Here is a 20,393-nt window from a genome sequence, read left to right as displayed (position 1 = left end):
CGTGGGGGGTGCGGTGGTCACGGGCAGGCCCGCTTCGCGTCCGTGTGGGCGCGGGCGCTCGCGGCCAGGTCGGCGAACTGGCCGGCGAGCCGCTCGATGACGTCCGGCCTGAGCCGGTAGTAGGTGAACCGGCCGCACGGCTCGGTCTCCACCACCCCCGCCTCGCGCAGCACCTTCAGGTGGTTGGAGAGGTTGGTCTGCCTGGCGCCGGTCTCCTCCACCAGGTGGGTGGTGCAGAGGGTCTCGCGGGCGAGCAGGGTCACGATCCGGAGCCGGAGCGGATCGGCCAGCACCCGGATCAGATCACTATCGACTGACGTCAGCATGGACTGATACTGTCACATCATCAGCCGCTGATACCAGTCAGGGCTGACCTCCGGATCGCAAGGAAGAAGCGTCGATGTCCCCTGCTCCGCTCGCCTCAGTGCTGTTCGTCTGCGTCCACAACGCGGGCCGCTCCCAGATGGCCGCGGGCTTCCTGGACCACCTGGCCGGCGACCGCGTCGAGGTCCGGTCCGCCGGATCGGCCCCCGGCGACCGGGTGAACCCGGCGGCGGTCGAGGCGATGCGGGAGGCCGGCGTCGACATCTCCGCCCGGCGGCCGAAGGTGCTGACGACGGAGGCCGTCCAGGCGTCCGACTACGTGATCACCATGGGTTGCGGCGACGCGTGCCCGGTCTTCCCCGGGAAGAAGTACCTCGACTGGGTCCTCGATGACCCGGCCGGCCAGGGCGTCGAGGCCGTTCGTCCGATCCGCGACGAGATCAGGGCCCTCGTCGAGGCCCTCGTCGCCGAGATCGACGCGAAGCGCGCGGTCTGAACCGGCCTGCCGGGCCCCGAGAACACCGGCTCCCGGCCGTCACGTTGGCGGATGTGACGGCCGGGAGCCGGTTCTTTCCCCGGTTCTCCGGGGGAGTGCGCGGGCGCGGTCAGGCGGAGGCCGCGGGCCTGCCCATCACGGCGTCCGCCGCGCTGGGGAAGCAGGCCACGCAGGCGACGTTGATCTGGTAGAGCATCGAGGTGCCCTGGCGCTCGCGCAGGACGAAGCGCACGTCCGCGAGCAGCTTCAGGTGGTGGGAGACGGTGGACTGCCCGATGTTCATGCGGTCCACGATCTCCCCGACGCTCATGGGCCCGGAGGCGAGCGCCAGGAGGTTCAGGATCTGGACGCGGGTGGGGTCGGAGAGTGCCTTGAACCACGTCGCGTAGGACTCGGCAGTCTCTCGGTCGATCAGCTGGGCATTCATCGTACCGCTCATGATCGATCGATGATATTCGATGGCGCCCTGTTTCGGCAAGGCGCTTGACGATCTCCCGTCGGAGGCCCGCCGTGAGGCGTTCACCGAGATGCCGAACGGGGTCCACCTCCGGACCGAGGGGTGCAACCGCGCCGCCGGGGTGTCGGCATCCTCTCAATCCATCGCCGGACATCGATAGTTGAAGGTGTGGGGGACGCTCGCCGGCGAGCGGGTCAGGGGGAGTCCCGTTCGCCGCCGCAGCGGTCCCGCGCGCCGATCAGGATGTCGGCGGCGGAGGGGAACTCCGTGACGCAGCGGGGGTTGACCGCGTACCGGATGCTGGCCCCCGCGCGACGCCTGGTCAGGAAGCGGGCGGTGTGGAGGATCTTCAGGTGGTGGGAGACGGTCGACTGGTTGAGCCCGAGGTGGGCGACGATCTCGCCCACCGGCACCGGGTCCGGCCGCCCGCTCAGGAACCGCATGACGCGGATCCGCGTGGGGTCGGCCAGGGCGCGGAACCAGCGGGCGTACTCCTCGACCGTCTCCCGGTCGAGCGAGGCTTCGGGCATGGGAATCCTTCGCGGACCACGGCGTACGCAGCCTCCGGGGACGGGACAGGGGGTGGTGCGGGACGACCGCGCGGACGCGTACGGGCCCCCGCGGCCGGAACGCCGGCGGCGGAGGCCCGTACGGCGCCGGAGCCCGTACGACGACGGAGCTCAGGGCCCCGTACGACGACGGAGCCCGGGGCCCCGTACGGCGGCGGGTCAGCAGCAGCCGCCGCCCGGGGCGCACTCGGCCTCGGCGGCGAGGGCGCCGGCGGGCTTGCGGGCGCGGATGATCGCGGCGTGCAGGCCGTCGGCGGCCTCCTGGGTGAAGACGACCTCCGCGTCCTTCAGGCCGACCGCGTCGAGGAGTTCCCGGTACTCGGACACGGACAGGGCGCCGGCGATGCACTGGCTGTGTCCGCCGCGCTCGGCCCGCTCCTCGGGGCTGAGCCGGTCCTCGGCGACGACGTCGCTGATGCCGAGCCGGCCGCCGGGGGCGAGGACGCGGGCCATCTCGGCGAAGACGGCGGGCTTGTTGAGCGACAGGTTGATGACGCAGTTCGAGATGATCACGTCGACGGTGCCGGCCGGCAGCGGGATGGACTCGATCGTCCCCTTGAGGAGGACGACGTTCTCGACCTCCGCGTCCTCGACGTTGCGGGCGGCGAGGGCGAGCATCTCCTCCAGGAAGTCCAGGCCGAAGACCCGTCCGTCCGGGCCGACGCGCCGGGCGCTGAGGATGACGTCGAGGCCGCCGCCGGAGCCCAGGTCCAGGACCGTCTCGCCCTCGCGGAGCTCGGCGACCGCGCTCGGGTTGCCGCAGCCGAGGCTGGCGAGGAGGGCGGCGTCGGGGGCGGTTCCTGGGCCGATCTCGTCGTACGCGGCCGGGCCGAAGGTCCGCGGGTCGGGCGAGCAGCAGGCGCCGCTCGTCTCCGCCTCGGCGGCCTTGGCCCGGTAGTACTCCCGGACCTCTTCCTGGAGGCTGCCGGACGTGGTGGTGTCGCTCATGACGGGGGTCCTTCTCGGTCAGGCGCCGGTGGGGGCGAGGCGGTGCACGGGGCGCGGGTAGGAGGGCTTGAAGGACACCGGGGTGGTCGCCGACGAGGTGACGGACGCGGCCAGGTCGGCCGCCTCCACCGCCCGGGTCACGGCCGCGTCCAGGTCGCCGGGCTCGCAGGCCACCCGGGCGTTGACGACGGCGCGGCCGGCCGGCGCGGTCGCCCCCGCGGCGCGGTCGAGGGTGGGCTCGGCGCCGGACTCGGTCAGGCTGAGCTTGGCGAAGTCCCCGTCGGCCGTCTCCACGGTGATCTTGGCGTGGCCGATCACGGCCGCGTGGTCCGCGGCCCAGGCGGAGAGTTCACGCAGCACGGTGCGGGCCCAGGCGGTCGCGTCGAAGCCGTCCCCGGTGGCCGTGAGGTCGAGCTCCTGGTTCATCCAGGCGAGCTGGGCCTCGGCGGCGGCGTAGCGGTCGTAGTCGATGTCGAGGACGACGTCCTCGTTGCCGGCCGGCGCCCGCCACGCGTCGAGCAGGGTCTCCAGGCGGTCGCCCGTGGTGGCGGAGTAACCGACCACGGTCGCCTTGGGGTTGCCCGCGCGGAGCGTGGCGAGGAGCTCCTCGGCCCGGTCCGGCTTCACGGTGTCCAGCTTGTTCACGGCGATGACGTCGGCCTCGGTGACCTGCTGGCGGAAGAGGTAGGACAGGTCGGACTCCGGCTCGCCTCGCTCGGCGGCGCGGGCGAACGCCAGGTGGCGCAGCGGGTCGACCACGGTGGTCAGGGGCGCGACGACCATGTCGTCGCCGTAGTACTGGCGCAGCGGCCGCACCACGGTGGCCTGGAGGTCCGTACAGCTGCCGACGGCCTCCGCGATGACCGTGTCGACGCCGTCCGAGGCGACGAGCGCGACGACGGCCTCGACGAGGTCCTCGAACTTGCAGCAGAAACAGCCGCCGGTGACCTCGGCGACGCTGTCCAGCTTGCTGCGCACCAGCTTGGTGTCGACCAGTTCGACGCCCTGGTCGTTGGTGATGACGGCGACCTTGCGGCCCTGCGCCTGGAGCGCCAGCGCCGCGGCGGTCATGGTCGTGGTCTTGCCCGCCCCGAGGAATCCGGTCAGGGGAATGAAGGTGATCATGGGGTCCTTCTCGTCCTTGTCGTGGAGCGGGGCGGGTCAGCCGCAGCAGCCGCTGTCGCCGGAACCGCCGAGCAGGGTCAGCGGGGCGGGCTGCGCGGGGGCGGCGGACGCGGCGCCGAACGCGACGCGCCGGCTGTTCCCGAAGGCGTCGAGCCAGGCGCTCGCGCGGGGCCGGAGCGCCGGGTCGGCCAGCAGGAGCGAGGTGGTGACCTCGCGCGGGGTGCAGCCGCGCAGGGCCTTCGCCTGGTGGGCGCCGGCGCCGAACTCGACGGTGCGCAGCCCCTCGGCGTACGCGTCGCGGACGGGCGCGTCGAGGACGAGCGCGAAGTAGATGCCGCTGCGCTCGCCGATCGCGGCGTAGTCGAAGCCGGCCCACTTCGGGAAGAGGCGGTGGTTCTTGCGGATGGTGACGCAGGTGGCGACCAGGGCGCCGTCCTTGCGGCCGAGGTAGGCGCGGACGTCCGCGCCCTCGTCGATCAGCGCGGAGAGGATGCCGGCGATGTGGCCGGGCTCCTCGCCCGCACCGTTCTTCTCCCGGTTGAGGCAGGTGAGTTCGGCGATGCGCTCCACGAAGGGGCGGATGCCGGTGCCGTCGACGCGCTCGATGGTCACGCCGGCCGCCTCGGCCCGGCGGACGTCGCCCTTGATGCGCTGCCGCTTCTTGAGCGGCAGGGCGGCGAGGTGGCCCTCCCAGTCCGGGGCGTCGAGGCTCATGAAGTCCTCGAAGCCCCAGAAGGTGCTGGCCGCGCCGGCCGCGCCGAGCGCGTCGACCAGGGCGTCGTTGCCGCGCCGGGCGGGGATCCAGGGGGCGACGATGCAGCGGATGCCGGCCTCGAAGGCGGCGGGGACCAGCTTCTCGACGAGGGAGCCCATCAGGGTCGGCGTCCAGAAGTTGTAGGCGACCTCGGTGCGGTAGCCCAGGGGGGAGCCGAGGAGGAGCGTGGGGAAGAACGGCTCGGTGCCGAGCGCGTCGACCTCGGCGCTGCGCGCCGCGTCGGTCTCGGCGCCGCAGCACACCTCCTCCCCGGACGGCGCCCGCCAGCCGAGGTAGGTGCGCGGCTCGTGGTCGACGACCGGCGGGGCGGTGAGGACGTAGCCGGGCAGGAGGGCGAGTTCGCCGCGCGCCCGGTGGGCGAGGGTGTGCCACGGCTGTGCGTCGGGGAGCACCTTCTCCGTCGCGCGGAGCCAGGTCGGGCCGAGGTACGGCCAGGAGTCGGTGAGGCCGGCGAGTTCGCCGCTCCAGTCCATGTCGGGGAGCGTCTGGCCGGTGGAGATGACGACGCGGGGCGATCCGCCCATGTCAGTGTCCTTGTCTCGTGGGCGGGAGGGTCAGCACTTCACGCAGCAGCGGATCTTGCCCGCGTCCTCGGCGTCGGTCCGGCGCTCCTGCCAGAGCTCCTCGACGCGCTTGTCGGGGTGCGTCCACTCCACCCAGAAGCCGCGGTCGACGGTGGCGATGTCCTCCATCCACGGCGAGGAGAGCAGCGGGGAGCCCTTGAAGAGCAGCAGCCGGGTCTGGAGGGCCGTGGGGTCGGTGATCCGGGCGAGGCCCGTCTCGACCAGCCAGTCCTCGAAGCCGAGGAGTTCCTCGTACTCGATCCACGGGGTGAAGGGGATGAAGGTGGGGTACAGCTCGAAGCCGATGCGCTCGGCCTCGGCGATCGCCTCCCGCATGTGGTCGACGTCGATGTGCTTGTCGAAGATGCGGAGGATGCGGTCGGAGGGGAACTCCAGCGCGCAGGTGACGCGGCGGAGCCCGAGCGAGACGAGCTTCTCCAGCTCCTTGGTGTAGTCGAGGACGTGGTCGACGCGGGTGGTGAACTCGAAGGTGATCGGGCCGATGGCCTCCACCAGCCGCTCGACCACGCCCACGCCGATGGTGCGGGAGTTGAAGAACTCGGCGTCGATGAAGCAGAAGTGGCGCACCCCCTCCTCCGCCAGCTGGAGCGCGTCGGCCAGCACGCTGTCCGCGTCGTACGCGGCGACGCCGCCGTCGTAGGCGCCGTAGACGGAACAGTAGGTGCACTTGTGGTGGCAGCCCCGGGACGCCTCGATGTTGCCCATCAGGCCGAACGGCGAGTGGTGTGCCGGGTAGTGGACGAGGGAGGGGAAGAGTTCCCGGGCGGGCCTGGTGACGGAGATCCGCCGGCGCGGCGGCTTGGGGCGCATGCCGCTCCGCGTCATCAGCGCGGGCACCTCGCCGAGGGCGAGGGTGCCGGCCGCGAGCCGTGCCAACTCCTCGGCGACGAGCTCGGGTTCCTCCATGACGATGCCGTCGGCGACCTCCAGGAACTCCCGGTGGTTCATCTGGGCGTACTGGCCGAAGGTGACGACGGTGGTGCCGTACGCCTCCGACACCCGCCGGGCCAGGGCGACGCCGCGCTCCAGGCCCTCGAACTGCTGGACGGAGACGAGCGTGAGGTCGAAGGGGCCCTCCGGCATCGCGTCGGGAAGCAGGTGCGCGTCCCAGCCGACGACGTCGGCGCCGTGCTGCCGCAGTGCTGCTGCGGCGCACGCGGACGTCAGGGGCTGGAGCTCCGCCTCGAACGCGGAGGCGACCAGGACACGGGGACTACTCACACTTCCCCCCAGGGAGTGATCAAGTGGCGTGATGGGGACGGAGCGGGCCGGGTCAGGGCCTCGGATCGATGACGACGCTGTCGGTCGACGGCCGGAACCCTGCCAGCGTTGAGCGATGTATGTCAATAGATCGATGAATAGGGGAGGGGCTTCCGTCGCGGAAGACGGTGCCGTGTGCTGCCGCTGCCCCGGTTCGCCCGTGTCTGTGGCTGCTTGCGCCGGGGTGCCGTTCGGCCCCAAGTCCCGCTTGGAGCAGGTTGCAGCGGTACGGGGGGTACGCGCCGAAAGGGGAGGGCCGGCGCTTCGGATTTCGTCGCCGGAGCCCGGTGGAGCGCGCTTCGGCCCGGCGGTCGTTCGAAATTCAATCGCCGGACGTCGATGAATTCCGACTGGCGAAACCTCGCCAAGGTGGCGTGGAGGCGGTAGCGTTCGCCCCCGGCAGCACGGTCCGGGCCTGGGGTCAGCAGGTCCGCACGACACCGGCGCCCCTCCCACCGCACCAGCCCTCCGGCACGCCCGGAGACCCGTCCGCCCGCCCGGCGGACGGACCGCCACGGTGCGGCCGTACCGGCACGCCGTCCGGCCGTCCCGGCATCCCCCACCCCACGACACCGCAAAGGCACCGCCATGTCTTTCACGTCCTTCCTTCCCGGCACGACACCGTGTCCCACCGGACGCCGCGCCCGCACCGGCGCCTCCCTCGCCTCCGCCGCCCTGCTCCTCTCCGCCGCCCTGACCGGCTGCGCGAACTCCGCGCAGGCCGGCTCGGGCGCCATCCAGGCCAGCGGCTCCACCACCGTCGCCCCGGTCGCGTCCGACGCCGCCGAGGCACTGAAGGCCGAGGGCCTGAACATCACCGTCGCCACCCAGGGCGGCTCCGCCGGCGGCATCTCCCAGCTCGGCACCGGACAGATCGACATCGCGCTGAGCTCCAAGCCCCTGTCCGACAAGGACCAGAAGGCCCACCCCGGCGCGAAGTTCGTCACCACGCAGATCGGCGCGGACGCCGTCGGCGTCATCATCACCAAGGAGGTCGCCGACGGAGGGGTCAAGGGCCTCACCAAGGCCCAGGCGGCCGGCCTGTTCGAAGGGAGGATCACCAACTGGAAGGAGGTCGGCGGACCCGACCTCCCCGTCTTCGTCTACGACAAGGAGCCCGGCCGCGGCACCCGCGAGGTGCTCGACAAGTTCCTCTACGGCAAGGGCGAGCCGCCGGCCCCGCCGCAGTCCGCCAACTACGCGATCGTCGGCGGCAACCTGGAGACCCGCAACAAGCTGGAGTCCACCCGCGGCTCCATCGCCCCGCTGTCGACCGGCTTCATCGAGGGACGCGCCGGCCTGGTCGCCGTCCCCCTGGAGGGCGTCGCCCCCACCCTGGAGAACGTGGCCTCGGGCAAGTACCCGATGACCCGGCCCCTCTACATGATCACCGACGGTGAGCCGAAGGACGGCGTCAAGCAGTACATCGACTACATCCTCTCCGCCGAGGGCCAGAAGCTGCTGCCCAAGCACGGCTACCTCACGCGCGAGCAGATGGGCCTCTGACCATGGGCCTCACCCTGGAGCGCCCCGCCCGGGCGCCCGGACCCCGCGCCGTGCCGCGGCCCTCCCGGGGGAGCGGCCGCGGCAGCCGGGCGCGCTGGGTCTGGACCTGGGCCTACAGCGGCGTCCTGTCCGTCCTGCTCACCGTCGCGGTGCTGCTGGGCTATCTGCTCACGGGCCTCGCGAGCGGCACCGTCGACTGGCCGGCCCTCCTCACCTCGGCCACCTGGAACCCCGGCAACCTCGCCTTCGGCGGCCTGGCCATGATCTACGGATCGGCGGTCGTCTGCGTCCTGGCCCTGGTCCTCGCCGTCCCCGCCGGCTGGGCGGCGGCCGTCGCCCTGTCCGAGTACCTGCCGCCCCGCCTCGCGAAACCGCTGCGCCTGAGCGTCGAACTGCTGGCGGCGGTCCCCTCCATCGTCTACGGCCTCATCGGCATCATGGTGATCCGCCCCTTCGTGGCCGGCCTCGGCGGCGTGCCCGGCGGCGACAGCCTGCTCGCCGCCGGGATCGTCCTCGCCGTGATGATCATGCCGACGATCGTGGCGGTCAGCGTGGACGCCCTGGCGGCCGTGCCCGGCCGCTACCGGGAGGCCGCGTACGCCCTCGGCCTCACCCGCCGTGAGGTCGTCCGCTCCGCCGTCCTGCCCCAGGCCCGCCCCGGCATGCGCGCCGGCGTCCTCCTCGGCCTGGCCCGCGCCCTCGGCGAGGCCATCGCGGTCTTCATGGTGGTCGGCCGCGCCGACGGCCGGCTCCCGCGGTCGGCGGGCGAACTCCTCGACTCCCTCCCGCGCCCCGGCCAGACCCTCACCACGAAACTGGCCGGACCCGAGCCCATGCTCGCCGGAACCTCCGGACCGTACTTCGCGGCGCTGTGCGGCCTCGGCGTCATCCTGCTGGCCCTGGTCGCCGCCGCCACCGTCTGGGGCACCCGGGGCGGCGGGGCCCGGACCCCGCGCCCCCCGCGCCTGCGGCGCTCCTCGGCGTGGCTGCGCGTCCCGAAGGACCGGGCCGCCACCGCCGTACGGCTCGGAGCGCTCCTGCTGCCGGGCGCGCTCCTCGCCGGCATGCTCGGCATCCTGCTGGTGCGCGGCGGAGCGGCGCTCAACCCCGTCTTCTGGTTCTCGCCCTCCGAGGGCGCGGCCGGAGGCGGCATCCGCGACCAGATCCTCGGCACGCTCCTGCTGCTCGCCACCACGGCGGTGATCGCGCTGCCGCTGGGCTACGGGGCGGGCGTCGTGATCGGCACGCACGCCTCCGCGAGGACCGCCCGCGTCCTGGAGACCCTGACCGTGGCGATCGGCGGCACGCCCACCATCCTGCTGGGCCTCGCCGGCTACGTCCTCCTGTGCACCACCATGGGCTGGGGCCGCTCCTGGCTGGCCGGCGCCGTGGTCCTGGTGCCCGTGGTCGTGCCGGTGATCGCCCTCACCACCGCCGGCCGGATCCGCGGCATGCCGCCGGAGACCACCGAGGCCGCGCTCGCGCTGGGCCTCACCCGCGCGCAGTACGTCCGCTCCGTGGTCGTCCCCTACACCTGGCCCGCCACGCTCACCGGACTCCTGCTCGGCCTGGCCCGCGCGGCGGGCGAGACGGCACCCCTGATCTTCACCGCCACGGTGTTCTTCGGGGCCCCCGCCTTCCCGACCGGCGTCGTGAACGCCCCGGTCCAGGCCCTGCCCACGCACATCTTCACCCTGTCGCAGGACTCGGGCGCCCCCGAGGCGATCGCCCAGGCGTGGGGCAGCGCCCTCGTCCTGGTCCTGATCACCGCGGGCCTGCTCACCCTGGCGGTCCTGCTGCGCAACCGCTTCGAAGGAGCACGACGATGGACGACGTGACCCCCGGCCCCGTGCCCGAGGACCCCGCGGGCGGCGGAAGCGTCATCGCCGTCCGCGGGCTCCAGATCCTCGACGGGGCCAAGAGGCTGGTCGGACCCGTCAGCTTCGAACTCGCCGCCGGATCCACCACCGGCCTGTGCGGCCCCTCCGGCGCCGGCAAGTCCACCGTGCTCCGCGCCCTCGTCGACCTGCTGCCCCACGGGCTCCGCCGGCAGGGCGAGATCGACGTGCTCGGCCGCCCCGTCCGGTACGGCAAGGGCGACGCAGCCCTGCGCAGCACGGTCGTCCTGGTGCCGCAGACCCCGGTGGTCTTCGGCGGCAGCGTCCTGGAGAACGCCCTCTTCGGACTCCGCCACCTGATGCGCGCCCCCAAGGCCGAGCTGCGCGACCGGGCCGAGCGGGCCCTGCGCGAGGCGGGCCTCTGGGACGAGGTCGCCACCCGCCTGGACACCCCGGCCCAGACCCTCTCCAACGGCCAGCGCCAGCGCCTCTGCCTGGCCAGGGCCCTGGCCCTCGAACCGGCCGCCCTGCTGCTGGACGAACCGACCAGCGCCCTGGACGAACGCAGCCGCGACACGGTCGAGGAGTCCGTCGCCGCCCTCCGCGGCAACCGCACGGTCCTCCTCGTCTCCCACGACCCCGCCCAGGTGGAGCGCCTCTGCGACCGGACGGTCCGCATCGACCTCCCGAAGCCCTCGGAGCCCGCCCCGGCCGGCGTCTGACCGTCCACCCGGATCCGGGCCCGGACCCCGGGCGACACCCGCGGGGTCCGGGCCCGGTGCGTCGCCGGGGAGGCACCCTCCCGGCGTCCTCCGGACGGCGGGAGCGGCCGCCGGCCCCGTGGTCAGACCGCCGCCGGGGCGAAGCGGTGGAGTTCGTCCTGGCCCGGCTGCACGACGCCGTAGCTGTTCTCCGGCACCTCGTTCCAGGCGCCCGGGAGGTCTCCCAGGGGCTCGGAGACGACGAGGCGGGTCTCCTCCGAGACGCCGCGCAGGAACGCGACGTCGGGGTGGAGGCGGCGCAGGGCGTCGACGCGGCTGCTGTAGAAGAGCGAGCGGGACGCCCGCGCGGTGGAGTAGCGGAAGACCCAGACGCGCTCGCCGTCGGTGAGGGCGAGCGTCATCTGGAGGGGGTGTTCCACCCCGTGCTCGCGACCGACCCGCTCCACGACGCCCGCCATCCTGGCGACGGCCGCGGGCGGGTCGTCGTCGAGACCGTAGGTGAGGGCCAGGTGGAACATCACCTCGGAGTCCGTCGTGCCCTCGATGTCCGGGTAGAGCGCGGGGTCCACGAGCAGGGTCAGGTCGCGGCGCAGCCGCGGGAAGTCCGCGATGGCGCCGTTGTGCATGAACATCCACCGGCCGCGCCGGAAGGGGTGGCAGTTCGCCTGCTGCACGGCGGTCCCGGTCGACGCCCTGATGTGGGCGAAGAAGAGCGGGGACGCGACGTGGCCCGCCAGCTCGCGCAGGTTGCGGTTGCTCCACGCGGGCCCGACCTCCCGCAGCAGCGCCGGGGTGTCGGTGTGCTCCGAGTACCAGCCGATGCCGAATCCGTCGCCGTTGGTCGTCTCCACGCCCATCTTGGCGTGCAGGCTCTGGTCGATCAGGGAGTGGGCGGGCTGGTAGAGGAGCGTTTCGAGCAGCACCGGGGTCCCCCGGTACGCGAGCCACCGACACATCTGCGATCACCTGAATCCCTGTGCTGCACCGGTCCGGCACGCGGTCCGGTGCTTCCATTCTCGGCACCGCCGCTGCGGGTCGCCACAGCGGTCGCGGTGCCCTCGGTCGTGTCCGCCGCGCCCCTCAGGCGCCGCGGTGACGCGCGGTGTCCGGCAGACCCGCCTCGCGCCGTTCCTCTTCGCTCCACGCCCGGGTGTCGCGCGGCCTGACGTACGGCTCCCGGTCCGGCGGCATGCCGCCCGCCACCGCGCGCCGCCGCAGCAGCTCGGCGTCGAACTCCAGCCCCAGCAGCACGGCCAGGTTGCCGATCCACAGCCAGACGAGGAAGACGACGACGCCGGCCATGGTGCCGTAGACCCGGTTGTACGAGGCGAACGCGGAGACGTACACCGCGAAGCCCGCCGAGGCCGCCGCCCAGATCAGCAGGGCGAGCACGCTGCCGGGGGTGATCCAGCGCCATCCGCGGCCCTTGGCGTTCGGGCTGCCCCAGTACAGCAGGGCGATCATGACCACGGCGAGCAGGAGGAGGGCGGGCCAGCGGAGCACCGACCAGACGGCCAGGGCGGTGTCGCCGACGCCCAGCGCGTCCCCGGCCCGGCGCGCCGCGTCTCCGCTGAGCACGAGCAGCAGGGCGCCCGCCGCGGCCGTCACCATGAGCGCCGCCGTCATGCCGAGCCGGACCGGCAGCAGCTTCCACAGGGGACGGCCCTCGGGGACGTCGTGGACGCGGTTCGCGGAGCGCATGAAGGCGCCGACGTAGCCGGACGAGGACCACAGCGCCACCAGGAGCCCGACCCCGGCCATCAGGGCGCCCGTGCCGGTGTTGGCGCTCAGGGCCTGGAGGGCCTGTTCCAGGACGTCGCGGGCGGGCCCCGGTGCCAGCTCCCGCAGGCTTTCCGTCACCCGGTCGGTGGTCCGCCGTCCGCTGATCCCGAGCAGCGAGACCAGGGCCAGCAGTGCGGGGAAGAGCGACAGGACGCCGTAGTACGTCAGCGCCGCCGCGCGGTCCATGAGCTCGTCGTCCGTGAACTCGCGCACCGACCCCTTCAGCACCGCGAGCCAGGAGGACGCGGGGAGGTCGGCGGGCGAATCCGGGGCGCGCTCCTCGACGGCGGCGCCCGGTCCGGCGCCCTCGGCGCCGGACGGGTCGGGGTCGGGGCTCGGGGTCGGGGGTTCGGTGATCCGGTGTCCGGGGACGCTGCTTTCGGCCATGTCCCGGCGGTTACCCGCCCCGGACGGTCCCATGTCGGCGTCCTTTGTCCCGGCCGTCACGCCGAGGTGCCGGCCGGACGCCGACGCCGCCACCAGCGGGGACGGGTGCGGGGGTGCACGGCCCGGCCCAGCCGCCGGCCGACGACCACGTACCCGAGCAGCGCGCCCGTCGTGTTGAGGAGGACGTCGTCGACGTCGAAGGCGCGGCCCGTCACGAGCGCCCCCTGCACCAGTTCCACGAACAGCATGGTGGCGGCGGTGAGGAGCGCGACCCGGAGGAAGCCGCGGGCCCTGCGGGACAACAGCGGCAGCAGGATCCCGAAGGGGACGCCGAGGAGGACGTTGCCCCCGAGCTGCTTGACGGTGTCCACGAAGGCGGGCCGGCTGAGGTACGCCTCGATCGAGCGCCCGGGCGTCAGGTTGTCGTGGGTGAGGGACACGGACGACGGCGAGGCCTCCAGCGTCAGCCGGGCCAGGACCACGGCGAACACCACCATGCCGGCGAGGGCGACGAGGGCGACGAGCGCCCGCACGAAGCGGCCCGGCCCGCGCCGGACCGGGGCCCCGGCGGGGGGCGCGGCGGTGTCCGGGTCCGTCGTCCCCGGGCTCCCGGCGGCCCGCGCCGCGTCGTCCACGCGCCGCACGTCTCTCTCCGCGCCTCCGTCCCCGCCGACGCCGTCCCGTTCCTTCTGCGCTCTTCCCCGAATCCTTCGGCCGAACATGGCCTTCTCCTCCCCTGGACGTCCTCGTGCGATCGAACCCCGCGTACCCGCGCCCGGGAGCGGCATGCGCCGCGGCCCCCGAGGGCCCCCACCTCCGCAACAACCTTCCCTGGCGCCACAACTGAGCGCATTTGAGGGGGAGTTGAGTGTGCGCGCGGCGGACTCGGGAAACCGGCTTCCATGAGAGAAGAAGAAACGGACAACCGCCCCGCACCGGACCGCCGTTCGCGGCAGCGCCTCCGAGGGCGGTGGCGCGTCGTCGCCGGCGTGCTGCTGGTGCTCGCCGTCGCCCTCATGCTGATCGGGCAGTTCCTCCGGCTCCCCGGCCTGGACGTCTTCGGGACGGAGGCGCGGGACCGCTCCGGTCCCGCCGTCCTGAAGTCCGTCCAGGACCTGAGCCGGTACGAGGGGGCGGCGGGGACCTACCAGGTGGTGGTCGACCTGGAGCACGACGCGCGGTTCCTGCCCGACGCGATCCGGGGCACCCGCACCCTGTACGTGGCGACCGGCGGCGTCGCCGCGTACGTCGACCTCGGCGGCCTCGGGGACGGCGCCGTGACCGTCGACGCCGACCGGACCGAAGCCACCCTCCGGCTGCCGCACGCCCGGCTGGCCGACCCCGCGCTCGACCCGGAGAAGTCGTACGCCGTGTCGAAGCAGCGCGGCCTGCTCGACCGGCTCGGGGACCTCTTCTCGGACAACCCCGCGAGCGAACAGGCCGTCCACGTCCTCGCCGCCCGGCGCATCGGCGAAGCGGCCCGCGCCTCCGACCTGACGTCCCGGGCGGAACGGAACACCGCCGCGATGCTGCGGGAACTGCTGCGGGGCCTGGGCTTCGAACGGGTGACCGTGACCTTCGTCTGACCCGGTTCCACCGGCCCCGAAGTCATCCTTCCGGGGGACACGCGGACCGACACCCCCATGTCGGTCCGCCGACGGGGCAGGAGACTCCCATGAGCACCCACGACGACGACCGGGCCGCCCCCGGCCCCGATGCCCCGGACGCCACCACCGTCGAGGCCCTGGGCTCGCTGTCCAAGGCACTGGAGACCGCGGAGCGCGCCCGGGGCCACCTGTACGGTTTCCACCAGCTGACCGGCACCGCGGACTTCGAGCTCGACCGGGCGGTCCGGCTCCTCACGGAGGCCGGGCACCACGCCTGGGCGGAGCGGGTGGAGAAGGAGATCCTGGGACGCGACGTCATGCCGGGCCACTGGACGTACCAGATCGTCGACTCCTACAACGAGACCTACTACGAGCCGTTCCGGAGCCTGGAGCGCGCCGCGGTCGCGGCCCTGTCCGGCGGCCGGGAGCACCGCTTCGAGGCCCGGCTCCAGAGGGAGCGCCGCACCCCCGGCGGCCCCGGCCCCGCCCCGGCTCCGCAGGACGACGCCTGAAGGCCCCGGTCCGCGGCCCTCCCGGGAGGACCGCGGACCGGGGCCGGCATCCGCACGCACGAGAACGGCTCCGGGGTTCCCGCACCGGAGGCGTGTCCGGTGCGGGAACCCCGGAGCCGTCCGGAGCGGCCGGATCAGTCGACGCCGGCGCCCAGCAGGCCCTCGCGCAGCCGCTTCACGGTGCGCGAGAGGAGCCGCGAGACGTGCATCTGCGAGCAGCCCAGCCGCTCGCCGATCTGAGCCTGGGTCAGTTCCTCGACGAACCGCATGTGGATGATCCGGCGGTCGCGCTCGTCGAGGTCGGCGATGAGCGGGGCCAGCGAGTGGAAGTCCTCCACCAGCTCCATGGCGGGGTCCTCGGTCCCGATGAAGTCGGCCAGCGAGGCGTCGTTGTCCTCGTCCTCGCCGCTGAGGGCGGCGTCGAGCGACGAGGAGTTGTAGCCGTTGGAGGCCAGCCGGGCCTCGGTGACCTCCTCCTCGCTGAGGCTCATCAGCTCGGCCAGCTCCTTGACCGTCGGCGTCCGCCCCAGGCGGGTGCTGAGCTCCTCGGTCGCCTTGGCCAGCTCCACGCGCGCCTCCTGGAGCCTGCGGGGAACGTGCACCGCCCAGGAGGTGTCCCGGAAGAACCGCTTGATCTCGCCGACGATGTAGGGGACGGCGAAGGTGGTGAACTCGACCTCGCGCGACAGCTCGAACCGGTCGATCGCCTTGATCAGGCCGATCATGCCGACCTGGACGATGTCCTCCATCTCGTCGGCACGGTGCCGGAAGCGCCCCGCGGCGTAGCGGACCAGGCTCATGTTCATCTCGATGAGGGTGTTCCGCGCGTACTGGTACTCGTGCGTCCCCTCCTCCAGCGTCGCGAGCTCCTTGAAGAAGACCTTCGACAGGGCCCTCGCGTCCCTGGGCGCGACCGCCGACGTGTCCGGGATCTCCGGCAGCGTCCGCGTCCCGGACCCGAGTCCCGCCTTCGACATCGTGGTGACCGTCACACCTGTCCCCTTTCACGTGTTTTCCTCGTCGGGCGCGCGTGGCCCGAGACTGGCCGCCTACCCCGACTTCTCGCGTTCAGACCTGTCGGATCCGCATGAGTTTCCGGTCGGTTTTCTCCCGTCGTGCCGGGGGCAGACGGAGTCCCTGACCGAACCTCAGGAGGAGAGCAATGACACAGGATCCCTCGATGAGGGCCGTGGGCTGGGCACGCTCGCTGCCGATGGGCAGCAGCGTGAAGACGGCCCGCGACTGGACGCGCGAGCACCTGACGGCGCTCGGATGGGACCGTACCACCCCCGCCGTGGCGGACTCCGTCGTGCTGGCGGTCTCCGAACTCGTCACCAACGCCCACGTGCACGCCCGCAGCGACGCGCAGCTGATCCTCACCTGGGACGAGGAGTGCCTGCACGTCACCGTGCACGACGCCTCCCCGAAGGTGCCCGAGCAGCGCAGCCCGGACGACGGCGCGCTGGGCGGGCGCGGACTGCTCCTGGTCGACGCCCTCGCCGACGACGTGCGGACCCGCCCCTGCCCGCGGGGCAAGGACGTCACGGCCTGCTTCCGTCCGGCCGACCCCGGCCGTCCCGGCTGAGCGCCCCGCTTCCCGCCGCACGTCAGTGCCCCAGGGAGGCGAGCAGCGGGCCCCAGTCGAGGTGGCGTTCCTCCGTGCCCTGCGGCACCAGGACGAAGGTCTCGCGCACGAAGCGGCCGATCGCCTCCTGTTCGCAGCGGACCACGGCGCACTGCGCCGCCGGCCCCAGCCGGAGCAGGAGCCCGCCGTCGGGGGTGGGGCGGACGTGGACCTCGCCGTCGCCGGTGGGGCCGAGGGATCCGGCGAGGAGCATCTCGCGGTCGATCCGCCACACCACCGGCTCCTCGCCGAGGAGGTGGAAGGCGATGCTCAGGGCGTGGGGGTCGCGGGAGTCGTAGCCGACGGTGGTGTCGATCCGCACCGCCACGTCCGCGGTGAACAGGTCCATCGCCATCGGCTTGACGAGACCGCGCGGCGCGGGGAGCGGTGCGACGGGGGGCTGGGGCATGAGGTCCTCCGGCTGAGGGGCTGTCAGCGAGCGGGTGCGGTGTCCGCTTGTCCCGTCCCGTTCCTGTTACACCTCGTACCGCCGTGACGGATGCGTCGATGGTGTCGCGATTCGGTGAAGGCCGTCAGGGGCCGCCGGGACGGGGGCCCTCCACCGTGCCGCTCGGGGTGTCGGCGTCGGGTCCCGCGGTCTCGGACCGACCCGTCAGGTGCTCGTAGGTGCCGGTGAGCAGCAGCAGCCGGTCGAGGAAGGACGGCCTGCGGTCGAGGTGCAGCGGAACGCCCGCGGCCTCGGCGAGCCGGTGGAGCGCCAGCAGGGCGGAGAGGCCCGTCGAGTCGCAGAGGGTCAGTCCGGCGCAGTCGACGCGGAGGCCCGCCGGGGCGTTCCCCGGGGAGAGGCGGGCCCGGACCGCGTCCAGCAGTTCGTCGGCGCTCTCCCAGGCCAGGTCGCCGGCGAGCGTCACGTACAGGATTCCGTCGGGCGCGGCGTCGGCCTCGACGCCGAAGAGGTGGTCGGGGGTGGTCACGAGTGGGGTCCCGGGGAGGGTGGGGCGGGTACGGGCAGGAGGGCGCGGCGCCCGGCGACGAGGTGCGCCCGCGTGCGGGGGAAGTCGCGCTGGGCGTCGGCGAGCAGGTCGAGGGCGGCGACCAGGGCGCCGCCCGGGACGCCGCGGGCCCGGAGGATCCCGGCGGTCCAGGTGACGAAGCCGGTGAACAGCTCGGGGTCGTCGGCGTAGAGGGAGGCGCCGAGGAAGTCGACGATGTGGGCGAGGTCCTCGGCCGTCCGCTCCCGCTGCCGGTCGGTGTACGAGGCCATTGCGGGCACCGCGTCCTCCAGACCCTGGAGGGTCTGGAGGACCAGCCGGGTCCGGGCGCGGGTGACCAGGGTGTACTCCTGGTCGGCGAGGTGGGGCGGGTCGACGGGGAGCCGGGCCGGGCGCGGCCGTGGCGGCCCGACGGCCAGCAGCCGGGCGGCGGCCCGGGCGTCCGGTGCCCAGCCGTCGGCACCCAGCAGGCGGGCGTAGCGGCCGTCGGGGCCGAAGGCGGCGCCCCCGACGAGGACGGGGAGCCCGATGGCCTGGACGGCGGTGACGGCGGCGTGGGCCGTGGGGAGCCGGACCGGCAGCGAGGACGAGAGGGCGACGACGTCCGTGCCGGTCTGGTGCAGGTGGGCGATGAGGTGGGGGGTGGGCACGTGCGCCCCGAGGTAGTCGACGACGAAGCCCCGGCCGCGCAGGACCTCGGCGAGGAGCCGGGCGGGCAGGGCGTGCCACTCGCCGTCGACGCAGGCGACGGTCACGTGCCGGGGCGCCTCCCCGGTCTCCGGCCGGGGCCCGTCCGCCGTGCGGTGGGCGAGGGCTCCGACGACCCGGTCCTGGATGGCGGTGGCGGCGTGCTCCTGGGCGACGCCGATGCGGCCGGCGGCCCATTCCGCGCCGATCTCGGCCTGGACGGGGCCGATCACGTCGAGGAGGAGGTCCTCGGCGGGGACCCCGGCGTCGTGGGCGCCGAGGACGGCGGCGGTGGCGGCCTGTTCGTCCCTCGTCTCCAGGGCCGCCCACAGCCGTCGGCGGGTGGCGGCGAGGACGTCGGTCGGGGCGGTGGCGGGCGCGCTCATGCGGTGTACCTGCCCCGCGTGCGGCCGTTCACCGCGGACAGATGGGTGGTGTGGGGCGCGGTGATGGCGACGACCGCCATGTCGTCGTGAGGGCCGTCGCCCACCCAGTTCCCGGCGAGCATCTGCACGCGCTCGACGACGGCCTCGGCGGGGAGTCCCACGCACTCGGAGAGCGCGGAGCGCAGCCGGTCCTCGCCGAACATGGCGGGCCCGAGCGGTCCGCCCCGGGCCTCCGTGATCCCGTCCGTGTAGAGCAGACAGGTCTCGCCGGGGGAGAGGTCCACGGTCGCGGACCGGCTGGTGACGACGGGGAGGGCGCCCACCAGCGTCCCGCCGGTGTCCACCTCCTCCACCTCTCCCGTGGCCCGCAGGACGAGCGGACGGGGGTGGCCGGCGCTGGTGAGCCGGAGCCGCACCCGGCCGCCCGTGCGCCGCACCGAGGCCAGGACCAGGGTGGCGAAGCGGGTGTGCCGGGCGTTCAGCAGGGCGCCGTTGAGCATCCTCAGGACGTCCTGGTGGTCGCCGGCGAGGGGCAGCAGGGCCTGCACGGTGCTGCGGATCCTGCCTGTGAGCACGGCGGCGTCCAGCCCCTTGCCGCACACGTCGCCCAGGACGGCGAGGGTGTCGCGGCCGTCGTCGGTGCCCGGGTGCACGTCGTAGAAGTCGCCGCCGATCCGCTCGGTGTCCCGGGACGTGCGGTAGCCGCCGGCGAAGTCGACGCCGTCGACGTGGTGGAGCCGGGGAGGGAGGAGTTCGGCGATCAGCGCCCGGGTGACCCGGGCCTGCTCCGCGTAGAGGCGCGCGGCCGAGAGGGCGGCGCCGGCGCGGGCGGCGAACAGCCGGGCGAAGTGCTCCTCCGAGGTGTCGAAGGCCCGTCGCCCGCTCCGCCGCAGCAGGACCAGGGCGCCCGCGGGCACGCCGTGGCCGGGCAGCGGGGCGATGGCGACGGACCCGGGGGTCCCCCCGAAGCCCTCGGGCACGGCCCAGGACGGCAGCGCGGCCGGGTCGATCCAGCGGGCGGGCACCGGCGGGAAGCCCTGGAGCGCTTCGGCGAGGCCGGGCACGGCGGCCGGGTCCAGGGCGAGCTGCGTCCGCTCGAAGCCCCCCGCCATGGCGGTGACGACGGTGGAGCGGTTCCGCATGCCGGGCGGGGAGATCACGAGGGCGGCGTCGCCGAGGTGGTCGGCGGCGAGCAGGGCCGCCTTCTCCAGGCAGCGGTCGGGGTTGAGCGAGGCCAGCAGCTGGGTGGAGGCCTCGGCCAGGATCGCGTGGCGCTCCCGTTCGGTGCACAGGGCGTCCTGCGCGGCGGTCAGGTCGGAGTCGTCGACCAGCCACCAGGCCACGTCGCCGTGGCCGGACTCGGCGGGGTGGGCCCTCAGGAGCCTCCCGTCGTGGCTGCCGCGCAGCGGGGCGGCTCCCGCCCCGGCCGGGGCCGCCGCGGCGGGCGGGCGCACCGGACCGGCCAGCCGCCGGTGGGCGTCGGCGAGCCACCGCGGGACGGCCTCGTCCAGCCCCTTGCCGACCCCCAGGCGGGGGAAGAGGTCGGCCGCGGCGGCGTTGAACTCCACGACGCCGCCCTCCCGGTCGGCGACCACCGCGGGGTGCGGCGAACCGCGCCACCAGGGGTTCTTCGCGTCCGCGGTCTCCCGGGAGCGGTCGGACTCGTCCTCGAAAACAGTCATAAGCGTGGCCCGCGCGTCGTGGCCCGCCACCTTCCCACTCGACAGCAGTTCGTCCCCCCACCCTCGCGCAGGGGGGCTCCGCACATCAAGTGAACCCCCCTCTTCCGGTACGTCTACCGTCCGGCCCCGCAGGATCCCCACGATTTTCGCACAGGCGCTTCACCGGAAG

At 73.8% G+C, this 20,393-nt stretch carries 22 protein-coding genes; 7 read left to right on the top strand and 15 right to left on the bottom strand.

Features of this window, described 5'->3' with window-relative positions; all coding sequences use genetic code 11:
* Positions 1–17: 17 nt before the first annotated feature.
* The gene (locus IE326_RS37620; protein WP_150234448.1) at positions 18–326 is read right to left on the bottom strand and encodes an ArsR/SmtB family transcription factor; all 309 of its coding nucleotides are present in this window, start codon (positions 324–326) and stop codon (positions 18–20) included.
* A gap of 74 nt (positions 327–400) precedes the next feature.
* On the opposite strand from IE326_RS37620, the gene IE326_RS37615 reads away from it, so the two are divergent.
* Complete coding sequence (locus tag IE326_RS37615; protein ID WP_190044761.1) at positions 401–820, top strand: arsenate reductase ArsC; 420 nt, start codon at positions 401–403, stop codon at positions 818–820.
* Between the two features lie 109 nt (positions 821–929).
* On the opposite strand, the gene IE326_RS37610 is transcribed toward IE326_RS37615, so the two are convergent.
* From IE326_RS37610 to arsL, 6 genes are all read right to left on the bottom strand, one after another.
* Positions 930–1,259, bottom strand: coding sequence for an ArsR/SmtB family transcription factor (locus tag IE326_RS37610; RefSeq protein ID WP_229915848.1), 330 nt, complete (start codon positions 1,257–1,259; stop codon positions 930–932).
* 212 nt (positions 1,260–1,471) lie between these two features.
* The gene (locus IE326_RS37605) at positions 1,472–1,807 is read right to left on the bottom strand and encodes an ArsR/SmtB family transcription factor (protein WP_150234445.1); all 336 of its coding nucleotides are present in this window, start codon (positions 1,805–1,807) and stop codon (positions 1,472–1,474) included.
* Between the two features lie 198 nt (positions 1,808–2,005).
* Entirely contained in the window at positions 2,006–2,794 is a 789-nt protein-coding gene (locus IE326_RS37600; RefSeq protein ID WP_190044760.1) for a methyltransferase domain-containing protein, read from the bottom strand.
* Positions 2,795–2,812: 18 nt separating this feature from the next.
* A complete protein-coding gene (locus IE326_RS37595; protein WP_150234441.1) occupies positions 2,813–3,919 on the bottom strand; it encodes a GTP-binding protein in 1,107 nt (368 codons plus the stop codon).
* Between the two features lie 36 nt (positions 3,920–3,955).
* The gene (locus IE326_RS37590) at positions 3,956–5,218 is read right to left on the bottom strand and encodes a GNAT family N-acetyltransferase (protein WP_190044759.1); all 1,263 of its coding nucleotides are present in this window, start codon (positions 5,216–5,218) and stop codon (positions 3,956–3,958) included.
* Positions 5,219–5,248: 30 nt separating this feature from the next.
* On the bottom strand, positions 5,249–6,499 hold the full coding sequence (gene arsL, locus IE326_RS37585; protein WP_190044758.1) for an arsinothricin biosynthesis radical SAM protein ArsL: 1,251 nt from the start codon (positions 6,497–6,499) through the stop codon (positions 5,249–5,251).
* Positions 6,500–7,126: 627 nt separating this feature from the next.
* Between arsL and IE326_RS37580 the strand changes: the two genes are divergently transcribed.
* Genes IE326_RS37580 through IE326_RS37570 form a run of 3 tightly spaced genes read left to right on the top strand, consistent with a single transcriptional unit; the run spans position 7,127 to position 10,604 of the window.
* Entirely contained in the window at positions 7,127–8,044 is a 918-nt protein-coding gene (locus IE326_RS37580; protein WP_190044757.1) for a phosphate ABC transporter substrate-binding protein, read from the top strand.
* 2 nt (positions 8,045–8,046) lie between these two features.
* Positions 8,047–9,882, top strand: coding sequence for a phosphate ABC transporter permease subunit PstC (gene pstC, locus IE326_RS37575; protein ID WP_190044756.1), 1,836 nt, complete (start codon positions 8,047–8,049; stop codon positions 9,880–9,882).
* Positions 9,870–10,604 (top strand): ATP-binding cassette domain-containing protein, encoded by a 735-nt coding sequence (locus IE326_RS37570; protein ID WP_190044755.1) that lies wholly within the window; start codon positions 9,870–9,872, stop codon positions 10,602–10,604. Before pstC ends, IE326_RS37570 begins: the two co-directional genes overlap by 13 nt.
* 122 nt (positions 10,605–10,726) lie before the next feature.
* Here the strand turns inward: IE326_RS37570 and IE326_RS37565 are convergent, their stop codons facing one another.
* From IE326_RS37565 to IE326_RS37555, 3 genes are all read right to left on the bottom strand, one after another.
* The gene (locus IE326_RS37565) at positions 10,727–11,560 is read right to left on the bottom strand and encodes a class II glutamine amidotransferase (protein ID WP_150234430.1); all 834 of its coding nucleotides are present in this window, start codon (positions 11,558–11,560) and stop codon (positions 10,727–10,729) included.
* A 124-nt stretch (positions 11,561–11,684) separates the two neighbouring features.
* A complete protein-coding gene (locus IE326_RS37560) occupies positions 11,685–12,773 on the bottom strand; it encodes a YihY/virulence factor BrkB family protein (protein ID WP_190044754.1) in 1,089 nt (362 codons plus the stop codon).
* A gap of 56 nt (positions 12,774–12,829) precedes the next feature.
* Positions 12,830–13,417 carry a VanZ family protein gene (locus tag IE326_RS37555; protein WP_373310384.1) on the bottom strand — a complete coding sequence of 196 codons (588 nt, stop codon included), beginning with the start codon at positions 13,415–13,417 and terminating at the stop codon, positions 12,830–12,832.
* 258 nt (positions 13,418–13,675) lie between these two features.
* Here IE326_RS37555 and IE326_RS37550 point away from each other — a divergent pair, with 258 nt between their 5' ends.
* Together IE326_RS37550 and IE326_RS37545 are read left to right on the top strand one after the other, a co-directional pair.
* On the top strand, positions 13,676–14,359 hold the full coding sequence (locus IE326_RS37550) for a DUF4230 domain-containing protein (RefSeq protein ID WP_150234423.1): 684 nt from the start codon (positions 13,676–13,678) through the stop codon (positions 14,357–14,359).
* Positions 14,360–14,448: 89 nt separating this feature from the next.
* The gene (locus IE326_RS37545; protein ID WP_190044753.1) at positions 14,449–14,892 is read left to right on the top strand and encodes a hypothetical protein; all 444 of its coding nucleotides are present in this window, start codon (positions 14,449–14,451) and stop codon (positions 14,890–14,892) included.
* A 134-nt stretch (positions 14,893–15,026) separates the two neighbouring features.
* Here the strand turns inward: IE326_RS37545 and IE326_RS37540 are convergent, their stop codons facing one another.
* Positions 15,027–15,884, bottom strand: a complete 858-nt coding sequence (locus IE326_RS37540) for an RNA polymerase sigma factor SigF (RefSeq protein WP_373310382.1) — start codon at positions 15,882–15,884, stop codon at positions 15,027–15,029.
* Positions 15,885–16,054: 170 nt separating this feature from the next.
* Here IE326_RS37540 and IE326_RS37535 point away from each other — a divergent pair, with 170 nt between their 5' ends.
* Positions 16,055–16,477 (top strand): ATP-binding protein, encoded by a 423-nt coding sequence (locus tag IE326_RS37535; protein WP_190044752.1) that lies wholly within the window; start codon positions 16,055–16,057, stop codon positions 16,475–16,477.
* A gap of 22 nt (positions 16,478–16,499) precedes the next feature.
* On the opposite strand, the gene IE326_RS37530 is transcribed toward IE326_RS37535, so the two are convergent.
* From IE326_RS37530 to IE326_RS37515, 4 genes are all read right to left on the bottom strand, one after another.
* The gene (locus tag IE326_RS37530) at positions 16,500–16,925 is read right to left on the bottom strand and encodes an SsgA family sporulation/cell division regulator (RefSeq protein ID WP_150234417.1); all 426 of its coding nucleotides are present in this window, start codon (positions 16,923–16,925) and stop codon (positions 16,500–16,502) included.
* Positions 16,926–17,049: 124 nt separating this feature from the next.
* Positions 17,050–17,451 (bottom strand): STAS domain-containing protein, encoded by a 402-nt coding sequence (locus IE326_RS37525; protein WP_190044751.1) that lies wholly within the window; start codon positions 17,449–17,451, stop codon positions 17,050–17,052.
* A complete protein-coding gene (locus IE326_RS37520; protein ID WP_190044750.1) occupies positions 17,448–18,542 on the bottom strand; it encodes a cobalamin B12-binding domain-containing protein in 1,095 nt (364 codons plus the stop codon). Before IE326_RS37520 ends, IE326_RS37525 begins: the two co-directional genes overlap by 4 nt.
* Positions 18,539–20,224, bottom strand: a complete 1,686-nt coding sequence (locus IE326_RS37515) for a PP2C family protein-serine/threonine phosphatase (protein WP_190044749.1) — start codon at positions 20,222–20,224, stop codon at positions 18,539–18,541. The genes IE326_RS37520 and IE326_RS37515 overlap by 4 nt, the downstream gene beginning before the upstream one ends.
* Positions 20,225–20,393 lie beyond the last annotated feature (169 nt).

The sequence above is a fragment of the Streptomyces filamentosus genome (assembly GCF_014654895.1).
In the GTDB taxonomy this organism is placed as follows: Bacteria; Actinomycetota; Actinomycetes; order Streptomycetales; family Streptomycetaceae; genus Streptomyces; species Streptomyces filamentosus.
Note: the sequence above shows the minus strand (reverse complement) of the source record. Positions and strands in the feature narration are given on the sequence as shown.